This window comes from Nocardioides sp. NPDC006273 (assembly GCF_040613495.1).
Classification (GTDB): Bacteria; Actinomycetota; Actinomycetes; order Propionibacteriales; family Nocardioidaceae; genus Nocardioides.
The window spans coordinates 1-17,686 of sequence record NZ_JBEXSD010000089.1 but is presented as its reverse complement, the minus strand read 5'-3'; the positions used below and the strand labels follow the sequence as shown (position 1 = coordinate 17,686).

The following is a 17,686-nucleotide window of genomic DNA, read 5'->3' as shown; positions in this document are numbered from 1 at the left end:
CGAGCGGCGTACGTTGATGGGCGCCGGGGCTCTCGACGCGGTCGCGATGACCGTGGCGTTCCTCAGCAGCTCGGTCGTCGTGCTCGCCATCGCGGCGACGAAACTCTAGTTTCGTCGCCCACAACTCACTTTTCGGCCTCCGAAACTACAGATTCGGCTCGCCAGAAGTGCAGATTCGGCGGGAATCACCAGGGGACGTCGAAGTCGGCCTCGTCGGAGACTCGGGCGGCCTGGCCGGCGTACTCCACGACGTCGCCGATACGGAGCTGGCGGCCACGGCGGAGCTCGATCTCGCCATTGACCTTCACCTCGCCGGCGGTGATCGCCGGGCGCGCCTCGGAGCCGGCCTCGACCAGGTTGGCCAGCTTCAGGAACTGACCGAGCCTGATGATCTCGTCGGAGATGGGTACGTCGAAGGGTTCGCTCTGATGCTCACTCACGTGCCCATCCTCCCCCATCACTCCATCAGGACCGCGACGGTGTGGATGAGGACGCCGACGAGGCCGCCGACGATGGTGCCGTTGATACGGATGAACTGCAGGTCCCGGCCGACGAAGAGCTCGATGCGGCGAGCGGCCTGCTTGCCGTCCCAGCGCTGGATCGTGTGGGTGATGACGGTGGTCGCCTCGCGGCCGTAGCGCTGGACGACGTAGACGGCCACATCGGAGGCGAGCGCGTCGTAGCGGCGCTGCAGCGTCTCGTCGAGGACGACCTTCTGGGCGTAGCGGATGACCTCGTCGAGGGCGCGGAGGCGAACGACACCTTCGGGGTCACGCAGCGAGGAGGTCAGCGCGCGGCGCAGTGCGTCCCAGATGGAGATGGCGGTGTTGATGACACCCGGATGTTCGAGGACGCGCTCCTTGAGCCGCTCGGCACGCTCCATGGTCGCCTGGTCGTGCTGCAGGTTGTCGGCGAGGTCGGCGAGCATGGCGTCGATCGCCTTGCGGGCTCGGTGCTCGGGGTCGTCGCGGATGTCGGCGATCCAGCGGACCAGCTCGACGTGGATACGGGCGGTCACGGGCTCGCGCAGCACCTGCGGCGTCCACCAGGGCGCCCGCTCACCGAGCACCTCGGTGACGATCTCCTCGTTCTCCTCGAGCCAGCCGTGCAGCTCGACCAGCGCCAGGTCGACCAAGCCGTGATGTACGCCGTCGTCCAGCGCCGCCTGCAGCGTGCCGCCTAGAAGCGGCGCGATCTGCTCTTCGCGCAGGCGGGGTACGAACCCGTCCTGGATGATCTCGACGATGTGCCGGTTGCTGATCCGGGACAACCCGTCGGCGACCACGGTGGAGACCTCGTCGACGACCCGCTTGGCGTTGGGCTCCTCCGAGAGCCACAGCGCGAGCCGCAGCGACGGCATCGCGACGCCGAGCCGTTCGCGGATGGTCTCCTCCTGCAGGAAGTTGTCCTGGACGAACTCCTCGAGGCTGGCGCCGAGCTCGTCCTTCCGCTTCGGGATGAGGGCGGTGTGCGGCACCGGCAACCCCAGCGGGTGGCGGAACAGCGCGGTGACCGCGAACCAGTCGGCGATCGCGCCGACCATGGAGGCCTCGGCACCGGCATTCACGAACCCCCAGAACCCGTGCATCCCCATGGTCAGCAGATAGACGATGGCAGCCACGACCAAAAGCCCGGTGGCGACGATGCGCATCCGGCGCAGTGCCTGGCGGCGTACGACATCGGCCTCGGTCTCGGCCATCAGACCGCCGATCCCGACGCCCCCAGGAGAACTCATGGGCTCAATTGTGCCGGGTCGCACCACGTGGTGCGCATCGACGCACTGAGGCACCCGGAAGGAGGCGTATTGTAGAACGCCAGTTGAACAAACGGTGTCCATATATGGCAGCATTGGTGGGCATGTCTGTCCCCCGCACGGTCTTGACCTTCGGCACCTTCGACGTCTTCCACGTCGGACACCTGCGCATCGTCCAGCGCGCGGCTGAATACGGCGACCGGCTGGTGGTCGGAGTCTCGGCCGACGCCCTCAACTTCAAGAAGAAGAGCCGCTACCCCGTCTTCAGCGAGGACGAGCGGCTGGCGATCGTCTCCGCACTGAAGCCGGTCGACGAGGTCTTCCTCGAGGAGAGCCTCGAGCTCAAGCGCGACTACCTGCTCAAGCACCAGGCCGATGTCCTGGTCATGGGCGATGACTGGGTGGGGCGCTTCGACGAGTTCAAGGACATCTGCGAGGTCGTCTACCTGCCGCGTACGCCGGCGATCTCGACCACCGCGCTGATCGAGAAGATCTCCACGACCTGAGCGCATACCTGTCGGCTACTCACGGGTTGGCCCACAGGTGGGTTACAAACCACCCAAGGGCGTCACCGATCTCTTCCCCCGCTCGTTGGAGTGGACGAGAGTGCCTCTGGGGGAGGCACACGTCCCACCGAGGAGATACATGTTGTCGCACAACGCGGACGGTGTGGGGTCGCATCTGTTCGACTCATCGAGGAGCGCGATGTCACTGACCACCGCCGCCAAGGTGGAGGTTCTCAGCGTCCTCGTCCGCGCCGGCCGGGAGGCCCGCGCCCCGCTCACGCCGCACGACTGCAACACCGTGGTCGAGACCAGCGCCCACCTCGCCGAGATCGCGCCGACCCTTCCCGAACGCTCGCCCGGCGAACGTGCCCGCGCGACCCGCTCGGCGATGGAGCTGTTCCTCTCCCTCGACTGTCCCCAGCTCGCGCCCGAGCTCCGCGAGGAGCTCGCCAAGGCCGTGGAGCACGTGGTCGTTCGTCATCCGGCGACGGCCCCCTAGAGCAGAAGAGTTTCAAGCACCGCCTCGTTTCAGGCAAAAGCGCCGCTGTGGCCCCAAGGGCCGCAGCGGCGTGCTTCTATTTAGGGGGAGGTAGTTGCATGAGCATCGTCAGAGCCGCAATCAGCCAGACCACCTGGACCGGGGACAAGGCCTCCATGCTGGACAAGCATGAGGGCTTCGCGCGTGAGGCCGCCGCACAGGGCGCCCAGGTGATGTGCTTCCAGGAGCTCTTCTACGGGCCCTACTTCGGGATCACCCAGGACAAGAAGTACTACCGCTACGCCGAGCCTGCCGACGGCGCCATAGTGCAGCGCTTCGCGAGCCTGGCCAAGGAACTGGGCATCGTGATGGTGCTGCCGATCTACGAGGAGGCGGAGGTCGGGGTCTACTACAACACCGCCGTGCTCGTCGACGCCGACGGCACGATCCTCGGCAAGTACCGGAAGAACCACCTGCCCCACGTGGAGAAGTTCTGGGAGAAGTTCTACTTCCGCCCCGGCAACCTGGGCTACCCGGTCTTCGAGTCGGCGGTCGGCAAGGTGGGGATGTACATCTGCTACGACCGCCACTTCCCCGAGGGCTGGCGCGAGCTCGGCCTCAACGGTGCCCACATGGTCTTCAACCCCAACGCCACCAAGCCCGGACTCTCCAACCGGCTGTGGGAGGTCGAGCAGCCCGCTGCCGCGGTCGCCAACGGCTACTTCGTGCTCGCGCCCAACCGGGTCGGCCTGGAGGACAACGAGTACGGCGCCGAGGCCGTCGACTTCTACGGGATGTCGCAGATCGTGGACCCCCGCGGCAACTACGTGGGCGAGCTCGGCTCGGGCGAGAAGGAGGAGCTGCTCGTACGCGACCTGGACATGAACATGGTCCAGGAGATGCGCGACGACTGGCAGTTCTATCGCGACCGACGGCCGGATACGTATACGGCCATCCCTCGACCTTGAACGCGACCGTGTTGGTCTCGACACGCCTCCGCCCAGCGGCTCCGGCGGCTCGACCAGCGGAGAGAAGGAGCACCCCGTGATCACGCTCATCAAAGGCGGGACGGTCGTTTCATCGACCGGCCGCACCACCGCTGACGTGCTGGTGGACGGCGAGAAGATCGTCGCGCTCGTCTCCCCCGGGAGGACTCCGCTGGGGACGATCGAGGCCGACCTGACCATCGACGCGACCGGGAAGTACGTCATCCCCGGCGGCGTCGACGCCCACACCCACATGCAGCTGCCGTTCGGCGGGACCAACGCCAGCGACACCTTCGAGACCGGCACCCGGGCCGCGGCCTGGGGCGGCACCACCACGATCATCGACTTCGCGGTGCAGCGCTACGGCGAACGCGTACAGGACGGGTTGGCGCGCTGGCACGAGCTGGCCGCCGGCAACTGTGCGATCGACTACGGGTTCCACCAGATCGTCGGCGGGGTCGATGACGACGCGCTCAAGGCGATGGACTCGCTCGTGGACGAGGGGATCACCTCCTACAAGCTGTTCATGGCCTATCCAGGTGTCTTCTACTCCGACGACGCGCAGGTGCTGCGGGCGATGCAGAAGGCGACCGACCACGGGCTGCTGACCATGATGCACGCCGAGAACGGGCCGGCGATCGACGTGCTCGCCGCGCAGCTGGCCGAGTCCGGCAAGACCTCTCCCTACTACCACGGCATCGCACGTGCCTGGCAGATGGAGGAGGAGGCCACCCACAGGGCGATCATGCTCGCCGACGTGACCGGAGCGCCGCTCTACGTCGTGCACGTCAGCGCGAAGCAGGCCGTCGCGCAACTGGCCGCGGCCCGCGACCACGGGAAGAACGTGTTCGGCGAGACCTGCCCGCAGTATCTCTACCTCTCCCTCGAGGACCAGCTCGGCGCGAGGTCGGAGGAGTGGGGCGACTTCGAGGGCGCCAAGTGGGTCTGCTCGACGCCGCTGCGCTCGCGCGAGGAGGGCCACCAGGACGCGATGTGGCAGGCCCTGCGCACCAACGACCTGCAGATGGTCTCCACCGACCACTGCCCCTTCTGCATGAAGGAGCAGAAGGAGCTCGGCAAGGACGACTTCCGGGCGATCCCGAACGGGATCGGGTCGATCGAGCACCGCGTCGACCTGCTCTACCAGGGGGTGGTGACCGGCCAGATCACCCTCGAACGGTGGGTGGAGCTGATCGCGACCACGCCGGCGAGGATGTTCGGGCTCTACGGCCGCAAGGGCGTCATCGCGCCGGGCGCGGACGCCGACATCGTCGTCTACGACCCCGCCGGGCACACCTCCATCGGCGTCGGGGAGGGCAGAACCCATCACATGAACATGGATCACTCCGCCTGGCAGGGCTACGAGATCGACGGACACGTCGACGTGGTGCTCTCCCGCGGGTCCGTCGTCGTGGCCGACGGGGAGTTCAAGGGCGCCAAGGGCCACGGCAGCTACCTCAAGCGCGACCTCTCCCAGTACCTGGTGTGACGGCATGGACTTCGGTGTCGTCCTCCAGACCAACCCGCCTGTCTGGCGGGTCGTCGACCTGGCGAAGCGGGCCGAGGCGTACGGCTTCGACCACGTCTGGACGTTCGACAGCCACCTGCTGTGGATGGAGCCGTACGTCATCTACAGCCAGATCCTCGCCGAGACCCGCACGATCAAGGTCGGTCCGTTCGTCACCAACCCAGCCACGCGCGACTGGACGGTGACCGCGTCCGTCTTCGCGACCCTGAACGAGATGTACGGCAACCGCACCGTGTGCGGGATGGGTCGTGGCGACTCGGCGGTGCGGGTGCTGAACGGGAAGCCCTCGACGATCCGGGAGATGCGCGAGGCGACCCGGGTGATCCGCGAGCTCGCCAACCGGCGCCCGGTCGAGGTCAACGGCACCACCCTGCAGTTCCCCTGGGCGAAGCGCTCCGAGCTGGAGGTGTGGATCGCGGCGTACGGCCCGCTCGCACTGAAGGCCGCCGGCGAGGTCGGAGACGGGTTCATCCTGCAGCTGGCCGACCCCGACATCACCGAGTGGATGATCGGGGCGGTCAAGAAGGCCGCCACCGACGTCGGCCGCGACCCGGAGTCGCTGACGTTCTGCGTGGCCGCACCTGCGTACGTCACCGACGGGTCACCCGAGGCGCTGGCGCACGCTCGGGAGCAGTGCCGGTGGTTCGGCGGGATGGTCGGCAACCACGTCGCCGACATCGTCGCCAAGTACGGGAGCGGTGCGGTCCCACAGGCGCTCACCGACTACATAACGGACCGCCAGGGCTACGACTACAACGAGCACGGACAAGCCGGGAACACCCACACCGACTTCGTGCCCGACGAGATCGTCGACCGGTTCTGCATCCTCGGCCCGGTCGAGCAGCAGGTCGCCAAGCTCGAGCAGCTCAAGAGTCTCGGCGTCGACCAGTTCGCCATCTATCTGCAGCACGACGCGATGGACCAGACCCTGGCGGCGTACGGCGAGCTGGTGATCCCGCGCGTCAACCTCCCGGCGGTCGCCAAATTTTGAGACCGGCGCGTGATTTCGTTGCGATGGTGGCATTAATGTATCGAAAACGTAGCCCCACCCCTGATATACCGTCGTAATCAGCATCAACATTCGACGACGTCTTCGCTGCTCCGGGCGTAGAGTGAGGAGTCAGATCCATGTCCGTCACGCACCCCAGGGGACAGCTTTGACCAGCACCGAGACAAGCACGAGCGCGCCCACCACGGAGCCCGCTCCCACCGCGTCGGCCCTCGACGCTCGCGCCTACGACCTCGACCGCTCCCACGTCTTCCACTCCTGGTCCGCCCAGGCCTCCCTGAAGCCGCTGGTCATCGCCGGCGGGCAGGGATCGCGGGTGTGGGACCACTCGGGGCGGACGTACCTGGACTTCTCATCCCAGCTGGTCAACACCAACATCGGCCACCAGCACCCCCGAGTGGTGGAGGCGATCAAGAAGCAGGCCGAGACGCTGACCACGGTGGCGCCGACGGCGGCCAACCTCGCTCGTGGAGAGGCCGCCGAGCGGATCACCGACATCGCTCCGGTGGGCTTCAACAAGGTCTTCTTCACCAACGCCGGCGCCGACGCGGTCGAGAACGCCATCCGGATGGCCCGCATCCACACCGGTCGTGACAAGGTGCTCTCGACCTACCGCTCCTACCACGGCAACACCGGCGCGGCGATCGTCGCGACCGGTGACTGGCGGCGGATCCCGAACGAGTACGCCCATGGCCACGTGCACTTCTTCGGCCCCTACCTCTACCGCTCCGACTTCTGGGCGACCACCCCCGAGCAGGAGGCCGAGCGCGCGCTTCACCACCTGCGCCGGGTCATCGAGGCAGAGGGACCGGGCTCGATCGCGGCGATCCTGCTCGAGACCATCCCCGGCACGGCCGGGATCATGATCCCGCCGCCGGGTTACCTCCCCGGGGTCAGGGCGCTGGCCGACGAGTTCGGGATCATGCTCATCCTCGACGAGGTGATGGCCGGCTTCGGCCGCACCGGCGAGTGGCTCGCCCTGGACGCCTACGACGTCGTCCCCGACCTGATCACCTTCGCCAAGGGCGTCAACTCCGGCTACGTACCGGCCGGTGGCGTGATCATCTCCGACCCGATCGCGGCGACCTTCGACGACCAGGTCTTCCCCGGCGGCCTCACCTACTCCGGCCACCCCCTCGCGATGGCATCGATCGTGGCGACCATCGAGGCGATGAACGAGGAGGGCATCGTCGACAACGCCGCGACCATCGGCACCGACCACATCGCTCCGGGCCTCGCCGCGCTGGCCGAGAAGCACCCGGTGATCGGAGAGGTACGCGGCACCGGCGTCTTCTGGGCCCTCGAGCTCGTCACCGACCGCGAGACCCGGGAGCCGCTGCCGGCCGCTGCGATGGGCCGGATCAAGTCCGAGCTCATCGCCCGCAACCTGATCCCGTTCACCATGGAGAACCGCATCCACGTGGTGCCTCCGTGCGTCGTCACCCCCGACGAGGTCGCCGAGGCGATCTCGATCTACGACGACGTGCTCGGCTCGCTGTAACCCGCAAAGGACGCATGACATGACCGATCTCCCCATCCTCGACCACTGGATCGGCGGGGCCACCAACCCCGGCACCGGCAGCCGTCTGGGCGACATCTACAACCCCGCGCTCGGCACCGTCCAGAAGCGCGTACGCTTCGCCGCGGGCGCCGACGTCGACACCGCCGTCTCGGCGGCCAAGAAGGCGTTCGCGGAGTGGAGCGAGGCCTCGCTCACACGGCGTACGGCCGTGCTCTTCAAGTTCCGCGAGCTGCTCAACGCCCGCAAGGGCGAGCTGGCCGAGATCCTGACCGCCGAGCACGGCAAGGTGCTCTCCGACGCCGCCGGCGAGATCGCCCGCGGGCTCGAGGTCGTGGAGTTCGCCTGCGGCCTCTCCCACCTGCTCAAGGGCACGGTCTCCGAGCAGGTCTCCTCCGGCGTGGACGTGACCACCCTCAAGCAGCCGCTCGGCGTGGTGGGCATCATCAGCCCGTTCAACTTCCCCGCCATGGTGCCGATGTGGTTCTTCCCGATTGCGATCGCGGCCGGCAACGCGGTCGTGATCAAGCCCTCGGAGAAGGACCCGACCGCGTCGAACTGGATCGCGGAACTGTGGGCCGAGGCCGGCCTCCCCGACGGGGTCTTCAACGTCGTCCACGGCGACAAGGAGGCGGTCGACGCCCTCCTCGACAACCCCGACGTCGCCTCGATCTCCTTCGTCGGCTCCACCCCGGTCGCCCGCTACGTCTACGAGCGCGGCACCGCCGCCGGCAAGCGGGTCCAGGCCCTCGGAGGCGCCAAGAACCACATGCTGGTGCTCCCCGACGCCGACCTCGACCTGGTCGCCGACTCGGCGGTCAACGCGGGCTTCGGGTCGGCCGGCGAGCGGTGCATGGCGATCTCGGTGGTGCTCGCGGTCGACTCGGTGGCCGACTCGCTGATCTCGAAGATCACCTCACGGATGGCCACCCTCAAGATCGGCGACGGCACCCGGGGCACCGACATGGGCCCGCTGATCACGGCCGCCCACCGCGACAAGGTGGCGAGCTATGTGGACGTCGCCGCTGCCGACGGGGCCGAGGTCGTCGTCGACGGGCGCGGCATCGCGGTGGACGGAGATCCCAACGGCTTCTGGGTCGGGCCGACGCTGGTCGACCGGGTGCCGACCACGTCGACGGTCTACACCGAGGAGATCTTCGGTCCCGTGCTCTCGGTCGTCCGCGTCTCCGGCTACGAGGAGGGCCTGGAGCTGATCAACTCCGGGCAGTACGGCAACGGCACCGCGATCTTCACCAACGACGGCGGCGCCGCCCGCCGGTTCCAGCGGGAGGTGCAGGTCGGGATGGTCGGCGTGAACGTGCCGATCCCGGTGCCTGTCGCCTACCACTCCTTCGGCGGCTGGAAGTCGTCGCTGTTCGGGGACGCGAAGGCGTACGGCCCCGCCGGGCTGGACTTCTTCACCCGCGAGAAGGCGGTCACCACCCGGTGGCTCGACCCCTCCCACGGCGGGATCAACCTGGGATTCCCGCAGAACTCCTAGGCTGTGTCCGGAAAAGACATGGCCTAGGCCCAGTAGTCGTCGTCGGGGCTGCCCGCGTCGAGCTTCTGCTCGGCGTAGTCGGCCTCGTCGACGTCGTCCGGCGTCGAGGAGACCGTCTCCTCGGCGTCCAGTGGCGCCTCCTCGTCGACGGTCTCCGTGACGACGGCGGTCGCCTGCTCCTCGAGATCTGCCTCTGCTGCGTGCTCGCTCATCTACCCTCACTCAGATCGACGTTCTCGAACTCCAGTAGACCACCGACCACAAGGGCGTGTCATCGCTACGATCCGTCGCATGCCTTCCCTCCCCGAGGCCTGCGGATCGACGTGGGCTCGCAGCTATGACTACACCGCGCGCGAGCTCGTGCGACCACGTTCCGTGGATGACGTACGCCACCTCGTGCTGCGCGAGCCACGGCTGCGCGCGCTGGGTTCTCGACACTCCTTCACCGATCTCGCTGACAGCCCGGGCGTGCTGGTGTCTCTCGACGGCCTGGAGGGGTCACCGGTCCTGGCCGGGGACATCGTCCGAGTGCCGGGCGGGATGCGCTACGGCGAGCTCACCGCATGGCTGCAGGAGCGCGGTCGGGCGCTGCCCAATCTCGCCTCGCTCCCCCACATCTCGGTCGCCGGCGCGGTCGCCACCGGCACCCACGGGTCCGGAGTCCGCAACGGATCGCTGGCCACCTCGGTGACCGCGCTCGAGATCGTCGACGGCCGGGGCGACCTGGTGCGCCTGGAGGCCGGCTCGCCCGATTTCGCCGGGGCCGTGGTCGGCCTCGGCGCCCTGGGGATCGTGACGCATCTCGAGCTGCTGACCTCTGCGACCTACCAGATCGCGCAGACGGTCCACGAAGGTCTCACCTACGCTGACCTGCGAGAAAACCTCGTCGACATCCTCGGCGCGGCCTATTCGGTGTCGATCTTCACCCGTTGGACCGACGAGCCGGACGGGTCCGTGGGCCGCGTCTGGGCGAAGTCGCTCTCAACGGCTCCGGAGATCCCCGCGACGGTGCTCGCGAGCGAACCGCGCCATGTGGTCCCCGGCCTGGACCCCGCACCCTGCACCGAGCAGCTCGGCGCACCTGGGCCGTGGCACGAGCGGCTGCCCCACTTCCGGCTCGACTTCCAGCCGAGCGTAGGGGCAGAGCTGCAGAGCGAATACCTGGTGCCGATCGAACGCGCCCAGGAGGCGCTCGACGCCGTCCGGTCGCTCGCCGGCCGCGTCCGGCCGCTGCTGCAGGTGAGCGAGATCCGCGCCGTCGCCGCCGACGACCGCTGGCTCTCCCCCGCCTACGGCACCGACGTCCTGGCGCTCCACTTCACCTGGAACGCCGACCCCGTCGGCGTACGCGAACTCCTGCCCGACCTGGAGCAGCGGCTCCCGGCAGACACCCGGCCACACTGGGGCAAGCTCTTCGCCACCGCGGACCCCGGCGCCGCTTTCCCGCGCTGGGAGGACTTCAAGGAGCTCGTACGCCGCTTCGACCCGGACCGCCGGTTCTGGAACGCCTGGCTGGACCGGGTGATCGGCTGACTCGGCCGGGGTGGTCCGCCGCTCAGTCCTCGACGAACTGCCGGTGGTTGCGGATCACCTCGGCGATGATCACGTTGAGGATCTTCTCGGCGAACTCGGGGTCTAGACCGGCATCGTCGGAGAGCTTCCGGAGCCGCTCGATCTGGACCGCCTCGCGATTGGGGTCGGCAGGCGGGAATCCGGCGCGCGCCTTCAGCCGACCGACCTGCTCGGTGCACTTGAAGCGCTCGGCGAGAAGGTGGACAAGGGCGGCGTCGAGGTTGTCGATGCTGCCGCGCAGGCGCAGGAGCTCGTCGTGGGCGTCTTCGGTCACAGCGCTATCAAACCTGATGTGAGTCGGGCGGCGCCGCTTGGTCTTACTCGCCGGACTCCGCAGACTCCCCGGACTGCTCGGCGAGCGCCTTGTCGACGTCGAGCTCGACGACTGCGTCGATGACCTGCTTCAGCGCGGGCGCCGGGAGCGCACCGGGCTGGGAGAAGACCAGGTTGCCCTTCTTGAAGGCCATCAGCGTCGGGATCGAGGTGATGTTGGCGGCGCCGGCGAGCGCCTGCTCGGCCTCGGTGTCGACCTTGCCGAAGACGATCTCAGGGTGCTCTGCGGAGGCGGCGTCGTAGACGGGTGCGAACTGGCGGCACGGGCCGCACCAGGACGCCCAGAAGTCGACGAGGACGATCTCGTTGTCGGTGACGGTGCTTTCGAAGTTCTCTGCGCCGAGCTCGACGGTGGGCATGGGGGTCTCACTTCCGTTCTGGAGTCACGTGCGCGCCGGGTCGGCGGGCACGTACGCCTCAACGCATGCGGGCTGCTGGGGATTCCCCGCGGGGATCAGGGCTGGTCAGGTCACGGGAAGCGCTTGTTCTTCGGCCCGATCTGACGCTCGATGCGGCTGCGTGGCTGACCGGTCAGCTTGGCGACGATCGGCACTCGGAAGACGTATCCACCAACGGCCGCCGCGATGAGGAGAAGAATGATCCAGAACATGTGACCAAGCCTACGCCGGAGCACCCAGGCGCCACCTCAGGATTCTCCCTGAGATGGCGCCCGAGTGAGGCCCAGGACCCGGATCAGGCGGTGCGACGGCTCCGGCGGCCGGACTCCCGCTTGCGGAGGGCATCGGTGAGCAGCGAGACCAGGGCCTCGAGCTGGATGTCGGCGGAGTCGGTGATCTCCTCGTCGGAACCATCGAGAGCACGGGCCGCGAGGCCGGCCTTGGAGTCGATCAGCTCGGCGACCCGGGTGTCGATGGTCTGCGAGGCGATGATGCGCCAGGCGGTGACCGGCTCGGTCTGGCCGATGCGGTGGACGCGGTCGATCGCCTGGGTCTGCTCGGCGTCGGTCCAGGAGAGCTCGGCCAGGATCAGGTTCGAGGCGGCCTGCAGGTTGACGCCGACACCGGCGGCGGTGAGCGAGCAGACGATGACCTTGACCTCGGGGTCGTTCATGAAGTCGTCGATGGCCTTCTCGCGCGCCTTCGAGGTCTGGTCTCCACGAATCGTGGAGTAGCGGATGCCGCGCTCCTCGAAGAGCTTCTGCGCGGTGTCCATGACCTCGATGTGCTTGGCGAAGAAGACGACCTTGCCGACGTTGCGGGCCAGCTGAGCGGCGTAGTCGGCGGCCAGGCTGGCCTTCGCCTTGCCGATGCGGCGCATCATGCCGAAGACGTTCTCGCCGGTCGAGGCGTCCTGGTCCTCACGCTCCCACGCGGCCACGCGACGGATCAGCTCGAGGTCGAGCTCGCCAGCCGCCGGCTTGGAGCCGGTCACCCGGGTCTCGATGGCGGTGTCGTACCGCTTCATCATCCGCTTGGCCAGCTCGGCCTCGGCCGCCCGGATCGAGCGGCCCTCGGCGTCGTCGAGCTCGACCGGAAGGTCGGCGACTCGCCTGGCGGGGATGTCGCTGGCGACGTCGATCTTGCGGCGCCGCACGATGCCCTGGTTGACCACGACACGACGGGCAGCACCGTAGAAGCTGTTGTCCTGAGGGGTCAGGCCGGTCTCCTCGAGACCCTCGAGCAGACCGCCCTGCGGCATGACGTCGTCGATCCAGCCGAGGAACTGCCAGATCGCCCGGAAGTCCTCGATGTCGTTGATCAGCGGGGTGCCGGTCAGCGCCATCAACAGCGGGTTGGCCGCCCGCTGCCGGATCTTCTCGGAGAGAGCCAGCACGTGCTGGGAACGCTGGGAGGACTTGTTCTTGATGAAGTGGGCCTCGTCGACGACCATGCCCTTGAAGCCGAACTCGCCGAGCCAGCCGACGTGGCGGTCGAGGATCTCGTAGTTGACCACGATGATGTCGGCGAAGCCGTCGATGTCCTCGCCGTTGCCGTGCACGACCGTCGCCTTCTTGGACGGCGTCCAGAGGTCGACCTCACGGGCCCAGTTGGCCTTGACGACGTTGGGTACGACGACGAGCAGCGGGTAGGCGTCGGCCGCCTCCGCGGCGAGCAGGGCCTGGGCGGTCTTGCCAAGACCGGGCTCGTCGGCCAGCAGGTAGGAACGGTGTCCCTCGGCGGCCGATGCGACCAGCTGCGCTTGGTGGTGCATGAGCTCGCGGGTCCCCGGCGCGTCGATGTGGCCGGGGCCAAAGGCAGGGGGCTCCGGCAGCGGCATGCAGGAGGGGCCGGAGTCGGCGTACTCGAAGCTTCGGAACAGCGGTCCGAGCAGCTCCCAGCCGGAGAGGCGGCGCGCATGCACCGGCGGACGGGCGTTGGTGAAGTCGGGCACCAGGAAGGGGTTGGAGAGCTGGCGCTGGATGACGCTCGTCGGGATCACCCGCTTGTCGGGCACCGCGACAGCAGGAGTCTCGTCTTCGTCGTCCTCTTCGTCCTCGGGCACGTCGACGCCGCCGCGGGCCATCAGCTCGTGCTTGAGGTCGACGGCGGCATCGGAGATGTCGGCGTCCTCGGCGAGGAGCTCGAACAGGCGCGAGTCCATGGTCGCGGTCTTCGCGAGAATCGTGGCGATCCCGTCCAGGCGCTTGAGCTGCTCGGCGCGGCGTCCCTCGTTGAGGGTCTCGTCCTCGAGCACGCGGTGGCGCTCGTCTCGGGCAAGGAGCGCGACGACCTGGAACTTGGTGCGCACATCGGGCATGGCCGAGCGGCGCTGCACGGCCGACTCCACCTCGCGGACGACCTGAGCGAGCACCGGAATGATGCCCTCGTTGTCCTTGTGGACGCCCTTGCGGCGACCGTTCTGCCCGGACTTGCCGGCGTTGCCGTTGCTTCGCGAACGGCCGGACCGGTTGTTGCGCCGGGTAGCGGCTCCCTGAGCCAACTGAATCCTCCTTGGGCCACGCACGGGTGAGTGGCATGTCCAGATACCGACCCTCATCGGCCGGTCGCCCTCCCAGGGCTCACGCAGATCGATGGCAGACGACTGACGACCGCAGACAAAACAGCGGGTACGTGCGATCGGCGCCTCATCGACCGGGCCAGTGACTCGTTCGGTCCCCACGACGAACGTCCACGAGCCGGGCGCTTGCAGCGAGTGTAACCCCACCCACACCCGTTAGCGGAAGTCTCGTTCCGCGTTTTCTGTCAATTGATCAAACATCGGCCTCAGGCAGGCTTCGGATGAGCCCGGCTGAACTCGTGTGCCCCCGGCTCAGTCCGCCAGGTACTGGTCCGCCCAGGCCGAGATGATCCGGGCGGCACGCCTGGCCTGGCCCTTTCTGGTGAGGAGGTGGTCAGAGCCCTCCAGCGCCACGAAGGAGCGCGGATGGCGGGCGGTGTTGAAGATGTCGGAGGCGTTCTCGATGCCCACCGTGTTGTCGGTGGGGCTGTGCATGACCAGGAGCGGCTTCTTGAGCTGCATGATCTTGTGGCGCAGGTCGGCGCGGCGTACGTCGTGGACGAAGTGCTCACGAAGGGTCAGCAGCTTGCCGCCGGCCATCCACGGCGACTGGCCCTCTTCGAGCACCCTGGAGAGCACGGCGTCGTAGTTGTGCTCGACGTGCGCCGGCTGGAACGGGGCACCGACGGTGACCACGGCGTCGACACCGAAGGCCTCGCCGGCCGCGGCCAGGACCGCCGCGCCGCCGAAGGAGTGGCCGACGAGCAGCTCGGCCGGGGTGCCGCGATCGGCCATGAAGCGAGTGGCCTCGACGGTGTCGGCGACCTTGTGGGTGAACGAGCCGTCACCCCAGTCGCCTTCGGAGTCGCCGAGTCCGAGGTTGTCGAAGCGCAGCATCCCGATGCCCTCGGCGGCGAGCTGCTTGCAGATCCGCGCGGCAGCCGGAGAGTCCTTCCCGAGGGTGAAGCCGTGGCTGAACACACCCCAGCCACGCACCTCCCCCTCAGGCAGGTCGATGAGACCGGCCAGCATCGGCCCGGACATGCTCGCGAAGGACACCTTCTCAGCCACGCTCCGGATTCTCGCAGAGAATCCGGAGCGGGCGAGCAGGCCTGCCGCGGTGAGCTCAGCGCTCGACGTAGAAGAGACGCTTGTTGAGGAACTCGTCGATCCCGAGCGGGCCGAGCTCGCGGCCGAAGCCGGAGCGCTTGGTGCCGCCGAAGGGGACGTCGGCACCTTCGCCGGCCGGGGTGTTGACGTTGGCCATGCCGACCTCGAGCTGCTGGGCGACGGCGATCGCGCGGGCCTCGTCGGTGGAGAAGACCGCACCGCCGAGGCCGTACTCCACCGCGTTGGCCAGGTCGACCGCCTCCTCGTCCGTGCTCACCTTGTAGACCACCGCGACCGGACCGAAGAGCTCCTCGGTGTAGGCGCGCATCTGCGGGGTCACCCCGGTGAGGACGGCCGGCGCGAAGAACGCGTCGGGCCCGTCGGAGATCTCGCCGCCGGCGTGGAGGGTGGCTCCCTTGGAGACCGCGTCCTCGATCTGGTCACGCAGCGCCTCGGCCGCCTTGCGGGCCACCAGCGGGGAGTAGACGGTGTCGTCGCCGTCCTCACCCTCGAGCGGCTTCATCGCGGCGGCACGCTTGGTGAGGGCCGCGACGAACTCGTCGTAGACGCCTTCGTTCACGATCATCCGCTTGTTGCCGTTGCACACTTGGCCGACGTTCTCCATCCGGGTCGCCCAGGCGGTCTCGGCGGCCTCGTCGATGTCGTCGGAGTCGAGGATGATGTAGGGGTCGGAGCCTCCGAGCTCGAGGACGACCTTCTTCAGGTTGCGACCGGCGGCCTCGGCGACCGCCGTGCCGGCGCGCTCGGAGCCGGTCAGAGAGACCGCCCGGACCCTCGGGTCGGCGATCATCGTGGCGATCTGCTCATGGGTGGCGTAGAGGTTCTGGTAGACGCCGTCGGGAAGGCCGGCCTCCTCGAAGATCTTCGCGATCGCGGCCGAGGAGCGCGGGCAGTTCTCGGCGTGCTTGAGGATGACGGTGTTGCCGGCGACGAGGTTCGGCGCGGCGAAGCGGGCGACCTGGTAATAGGGGTAGTTCCACGGCATCACCCCGAGCACCGGGCCGAGCGGGAGGCGCTGGATGACCGCCTTGCCCTCGTGTCCTGGCAGGTCGGTCTCGGCGAGCAGCTCGGGGCCGTGGTCGGCGTAGTAGGCGGTGATCTCGCCGGAGAACTCGGCCTCGCCCGCACCCGAGGAGCTCTTCTTGCCCATCTCGGTGCGGATGATCCTCCCGAGCTCCGCCGCGCGCTCGGTGAAGAGGTCGGCGGCGCGCTTCACGATCGCGGAACGCTCCTCGATCGGAGTCGAGCGCCAGGCGGCGTACGCTTCCTTGGATCGCTCCATCGCCTCCTCCACCTCAGCATCGGTGGCGAACGGGAAGGTCTCGATCACCTCGCCAGTAGCGGGGTCGGTCACCTGGTAGGGAGGCGTGGTGCTCATCGTCGTCCTCTTCGATCGGGGCTGCTTTGGTGCGATGGTACGTGGTTTTCGACCCTATCCGACGACGGAACCGTTACTTTTTCCCGGTTTTCGCAACTGAATCCGAAGTTAGGACACGTTCTAGAATGGTCCGCATGGATCTCGCATTCTTCCGCCGCACCGACGACGGCTTCGAGCCCACACCGATGGCTCGCAGCATGTGGGCCGACGACCACATGCACGGAGTCGCGGCCAGCGGCCTGATCGCCCGTGGCCTCGAGGACCAGATCGAGGAGCTCGGGCGCGCCACCGAGCTGGTGCCGGCGCGCTATCACGTCGACCTGTTCCGGCCCCCGCGGATGGTGCCGACGAGGATCCGGACGAGCGTCGTACGCAACGGCCCCCGCATCGCGCTGCTCGATGCCGAGATGGTCCAGTCGACCGGCGACGGCGAGGAGCGAGTCGTGGCCCGCGCGACGTGCACCTATCTGCTCGCCGGCGAGAACCCCGCCGGTGAGGTCTGGTCGTCGACGGAGCGCGCCGCTCCCCCGCCGCTGGAGGTGGCGCCGCCGACATCGGCGCCGCACGTACCCTTCTTCGTCTCCGACAGCCCCTGGTCCGACGACTTCGGCCGTCACCAGAACGCCGGGCGCCACGTCACCTGGCAGGTCGCGGTGCCGACCGTCGCCGACGAGCCGATGACTCCGTTCCAGACCGTGGCCTCCATCGCCGACGCCACCTCGATGGTCACCAACTGGGGCAGCAACGGCGTCGAGTGGATCAACACCGACATCTCGCTCGCCCTGGCCCGCCGCCCCGCTGGGATGGAGGTCGGCCTCGCCACCATCGACCACGTCGCCCACGAGGGCATCTCCGTCGGCACCGCCGAGGTCTTCGACCGCGAGGGCACCATCGGCACCGCCACCGTCACCGCCCTGGCCAACGCCAAGCGCACCGTCGACTTCACCGCTCCCGTCGAAGGCGGACCCGCCACCCCCGTCTAGCCGAGACGTCACTCGCGTCGGCCGAGACGCGACATGCCCCGGCGTCAAGGCGATGTATCGAGCTTGTCGAGATGACGGCCTGCGGCCGCC

Annotated in this window: 18 protein-coding genes; 9 read left to right on the top strand and 9 right to left on the bottom strand. The window is 68.2% G+C overall.

Annotation, left to right across the window (positions count from 1 at the left end):
- Nucleotides 1–185: 185 nt before the first annotated feature.
- Together ABZZ22_RS25210 and ABZZ22_RS25205 are read right to left on the bottom strand one after the other, a co-directional pair.
- Nucleotides 186–440: an RNA-binding S4 domain-containing protein gene (locus ABZZ22_RS25210; protein ID WP_354937653.1), complete on the bottom strand. Its 255-nt coding sequence runs from the start codon at nucleotides 438–440 to the stop codon at nucleotides 186–188.
- Nucleotides 441–457: 17 nt separating this feature from the next.
- On the bottom strand, nucleotides 458–1,735 hold the full coding sequence (locus ABZZ22_RS25205; RefSeq protein ID WP_354937650.1) for a DUF445 domain-containing protein: 1,278 nt from the start codon (nucleotides 1,733–1,735) through the stop codon (nucleotides 458–460).
- Between the two features lie 122 nt (nucleotides 1,736–1,857).
- Between ABZZ22_RS25205 and ABZZ22_RS25200 the strand changes: the two genes are divergently transcribed.
- From ABZZ22_RS25200 to ABZZ22_RS25170, 7 genes are all read left to right on the top strand, one after another.
- Entirely contained in the window at nucleotides 1,858–2,259 is a 402-nt protein-coding gene (locus tag ABZZ22_RS25200) for an adenylyltransferase/cytidyltransferase family protein (RefSeq protein ID WP_292652756.1), read from the top strand.
- A 199-nt stretch (nucleotides 2,260–2,458) separates the two neighbouring features.
- Entirely contained in the window at nucleotides 2,459–2,758 is a 300-nt protein-coding gene (locus ABZZ22_RS25195; RefSeq protein ID WP_292652755.1) for a hypothetical protein, read from the top strand.
- 98 nt (nucleotides 2,759–2,856) lie between these two features.
- On the top strand, nucleotides 2,857–3,705 hold the full coding sequence (locus ABZZ22_RS25190) for a nitrilase-related carbon-nitrogen hydrolase (RefSeq protein ID WP_354937645.1): 849 nt from the start codon (nucleotides 2,857–2,859) through the stop codon (nucleotides 3,703–3,705).
- 76 nt (nucleotides 3,706–3,781) lie between these two features.
- Nucleotides 3,782–5,212, top strand: coding sequence for a dihydropyrimidinase (gene hydA, locus ABZZ22_RS25185; protein ID WP_354937642.1), 1,431 nt, complete (start codon nucleotides 3,782–3,784; stop codon nucleotides 5,210–5,212).
- A 4-nt stretch (nucleotides 5,213–5,216) separates the two neighbouring features.
- A complete protein-coding gene (locus ABZZ22_RS25180) occupies nucleotides 5,217–6,242 on the top strand; it encodes a TIGR03842 family LLM class F420-dependent oxidoreductase (protein ID WP_354937639.1) in 1,026 nt (341 codons plus the stop codon).
- A gap of 166 nt (nucleotides 6,243–6,408) precedes the next feature.
- Entirely contained in the window at nucleotides 6,409–7,761 is a 1,353-nt protein-coding gene (locus ABZZ22_RS25175; RefSeq protein WP_354937636.1) for an aspartate aminotransferase family protein, read from the top strand.
- Nucleotides 7,762–7,780: 19 nt separating this feature from the next.
- On the top strand, nucleotides 7,781–9,280 hold the full coding sequence (locus tag ABZZ22_RS25170) for a CoA-acylating methylmalonate-semialdehyde dehydrogenase (protein WP_354937633.1): 1,500 nt from the start codon (nucleotides 7,781–7,783) through the stop codon (nucleotides 9,278–9,280).
- 23 nt (nucleotides 9,281–9,303) lie between these two features.
- On the opposite strand, the gene ABZZ22_RS25165 is transcribed toward ABZZ22_RS25170, so the two are convergent.
- Complete coding sequence (locus ABZZ22_RS25165; protein WP_354937630.1) at nucleotides 9,304–9,492, bottom strand: hypothetical protein; 189 nt, start codon at nucleotides 9,490–9,492, stop codon at nucleotides 9,304–9,306.
- Between the two features lie 79 nt (nucleotides 9,493–9,571).
- Here ABZZ22_RS25165 and ABZZ22_RS25160 point away from each other — a divergent pair, with 79 nt between their 5' ends.
- Entirely contained in the window at nucleotides 9,572–10,813 is a 1,242-nt protein-coding gene (locus ABZZ22_RS25160) for an FAD-binding protein (protein WP_354937627.1), read from the top strand.
- Nucleotides 10,814–10,835: 22 nt separating this feature from the next.
- Here ABZZ22_RS25160 and ABZZ22_RS25155 read toward each other — a convergent pair whose 3' ends face one another.
- The 6 genes from ABZZ22_RS25155 to ABZZ22_RS25130 all read right to left on the bottom strand — a co-directional run bounded on the left by ABZZ22_RS25155 (nucleotide 10,836) and on the right by ABZZ22_RS25130 (nucleotide 16,613).
- On the bottom strand, nucleotides 10,836–11,126 hold the full coding sequence (locus ABZZ22_RS25155) for a chorismate mutase (protein WP_292646816.1): 291 nt from the start codon (nucleotides 11,124–11,126) through the stop codon (nucleotides 10,836–10,838).
- A gap of 43 nt (nucleotides 11,127–11,169) precedes the next feature.
- Nucleotides 11,170–11,544 carry a thioredoxin gene (gene trxA, locus ABZZ22_RS25150; RefSeq protein WP_354937624.1) on the bottom strand — a complete coding sequence of 125 codons (375 nt, stop codon included), beginning with the start codon at nucleotides 11,542–11,544 and terminating at the stop codon, nucleotides 11,170–11,172.
- Between the two features lie 110 nt (nucleotides 11,545–11,654).
- Nucleotides 11,655–11,795, bottom strand: a complete 141-nt coding sequence (locus ABZZ22_RS25145) for a hypothetical protein (protein WP_354937621.1) — start codon at nucleotides 11,793–11,795, stop codon at nucleotides 11,655–11,657.
- Nucleotides 11,796–11,878: 83 nt separating this feature from the next.
- Nucleotides 11,879–14,086 carry a DEAD/DEAH box helicase gene (locus tag ABZZ22_RS25140; RefSeq protein ID WP_354937618.1) on the bottom strand — a complete coding sequence of 736 codons (2,208 nt, stop codon included), beginning with the start codon at nucleotides 14,084–14,086 and terminating at the stop codon, nucleotides 11,879–11,881.
- 330 nt (nucleotides 14,087–14,416) lie between these two features.
- Complete coding sequence (locus ABZZ22_RS25135) at nucleotides 14,417–15,175, bottom strand: alpha/beta hydrolase (protein WP_354937616.1); 759 nt, start codon at nucleotides 15,173–15,175, stop codon at nucleotides 14,417–14,419.
- Nucleotides 15,176–15,230: 55 nt separating this feature from the next.
- Nucleotides 15,231–16,613: an NAD-dependent succinate-semialdehyde dehydrogenase gene (locus tag ABZZ22_RS25130; RefSeq protein WP_354937613.1), complete on the bottom strand. Its 1,383-nt coding sequence runs from the start codon at nucleotides 16,611–16,613 to the stop codon at nucleotides 15,231–15,233.
- 134 nt (nucleotides 16,614–16,747) lie between these two features.
- On the opposite strand from ABZZ22_RS25130, the gene ABZZ22_RS25125 reads away from it, so the two are divergent.
- Nucleotides 16,748–17,596, top strand: a complete 849-nt coding sequence (locus tag ABZZ22_RS25125; RefSeq protein WP_354937610.1) for an acyl-CoA thioesterase domain-containing protein — start codon at nucleotides 16,748–16,750, stop codon at nucleotides 17,594–17,596.
- Nucleotides 17,597–17,686: the final 90 nt, after the last annotated feature.

Coding starts and splice junctions, on each gene's coding strand:
- ABZZ22_RS25200 (WP_292652756.1), top strand. CDS start 1,858: ATGTCTGTCCCCCGCACGGTCTTGACCTTCGGCACCTTCGACGTCTTC.
- ABZZ22_RS25190 (WP_354937645.1), top strand. CDS start 2,857: ATGAGCATCGTCAGAGCCGCAATCAGCCAGACCACCTGGACCGGGGAC.
- ABZZ22_RS25205 (WP_354937650.1), bottom strand. CDS start 1,735: ATGAGTTCTCCTGGGGGCGTCGGGATCGGCGGTCTGATGGCCGAGACC.
- ABZZ22_RS25170 (WP_354937633.1), top strand. CDS start 7,781: ATGACCGATCTCCCCATCCTCGACCACTGGATCGGCGGGGCCACCAAC.
- trxA (WP_354937624.1), bottom strand. CDS start 11,544: ATGCCCACCGTCGAGCTCGGCGCAGAGAACTTCGAAAGCACCGTCACC.
- ABZZ22_RS25195 (WP_292652755.1), top strand. CDS start 2,459: ATGTCACTGACCACCGCCGCCAAGGTGGAGGTTCTCAGCGTCCTCGTC.
- ABZZ22_RS25180 (WP_354937639.1), top strand. CDS start 5,217: ATGGACTTCGGTGTCGTCCTCCAGACCAACCCGCCTGTCTGGCGGGTC.
- ABZZ22_RS25160 (WP_354937627.1), top strand. CDS start 9,572: ATGCCTTCCCTCCCCGAGGCCTGCGGATCGACGTGGGCTCGCAGCTAT.
- ABZZ22_RS25165 (WP_354937630.1), bottom strand. CDS start 9,492: ATGAGCGAGCACGCAGCAGAGGCAGATCTCGAGGAGCAGGCGACCGCC.
- ABZZ22_RS25125 (WP_354937610.1), top strand. CDS start 16,748: ATGGATCTCGCATTCTTCCGCCGCACCGACGACGGCTTCGAGCCCACA.
- ABZZ22_RS25130 (WP_354937613.1), bottom strand. CDS start 16,613: ATGAGCACCACGCCTCCCTACCAGGTGACCGACCCCGCTACTGGCGAG.
- ABZZ22_RS25145 (WP_354937621.1), bottom strand. CDS start 11,795: ATGTTCTGGATCATTCTTCTCCTCATCGCGGCGGCCGTTGGTGGATAC.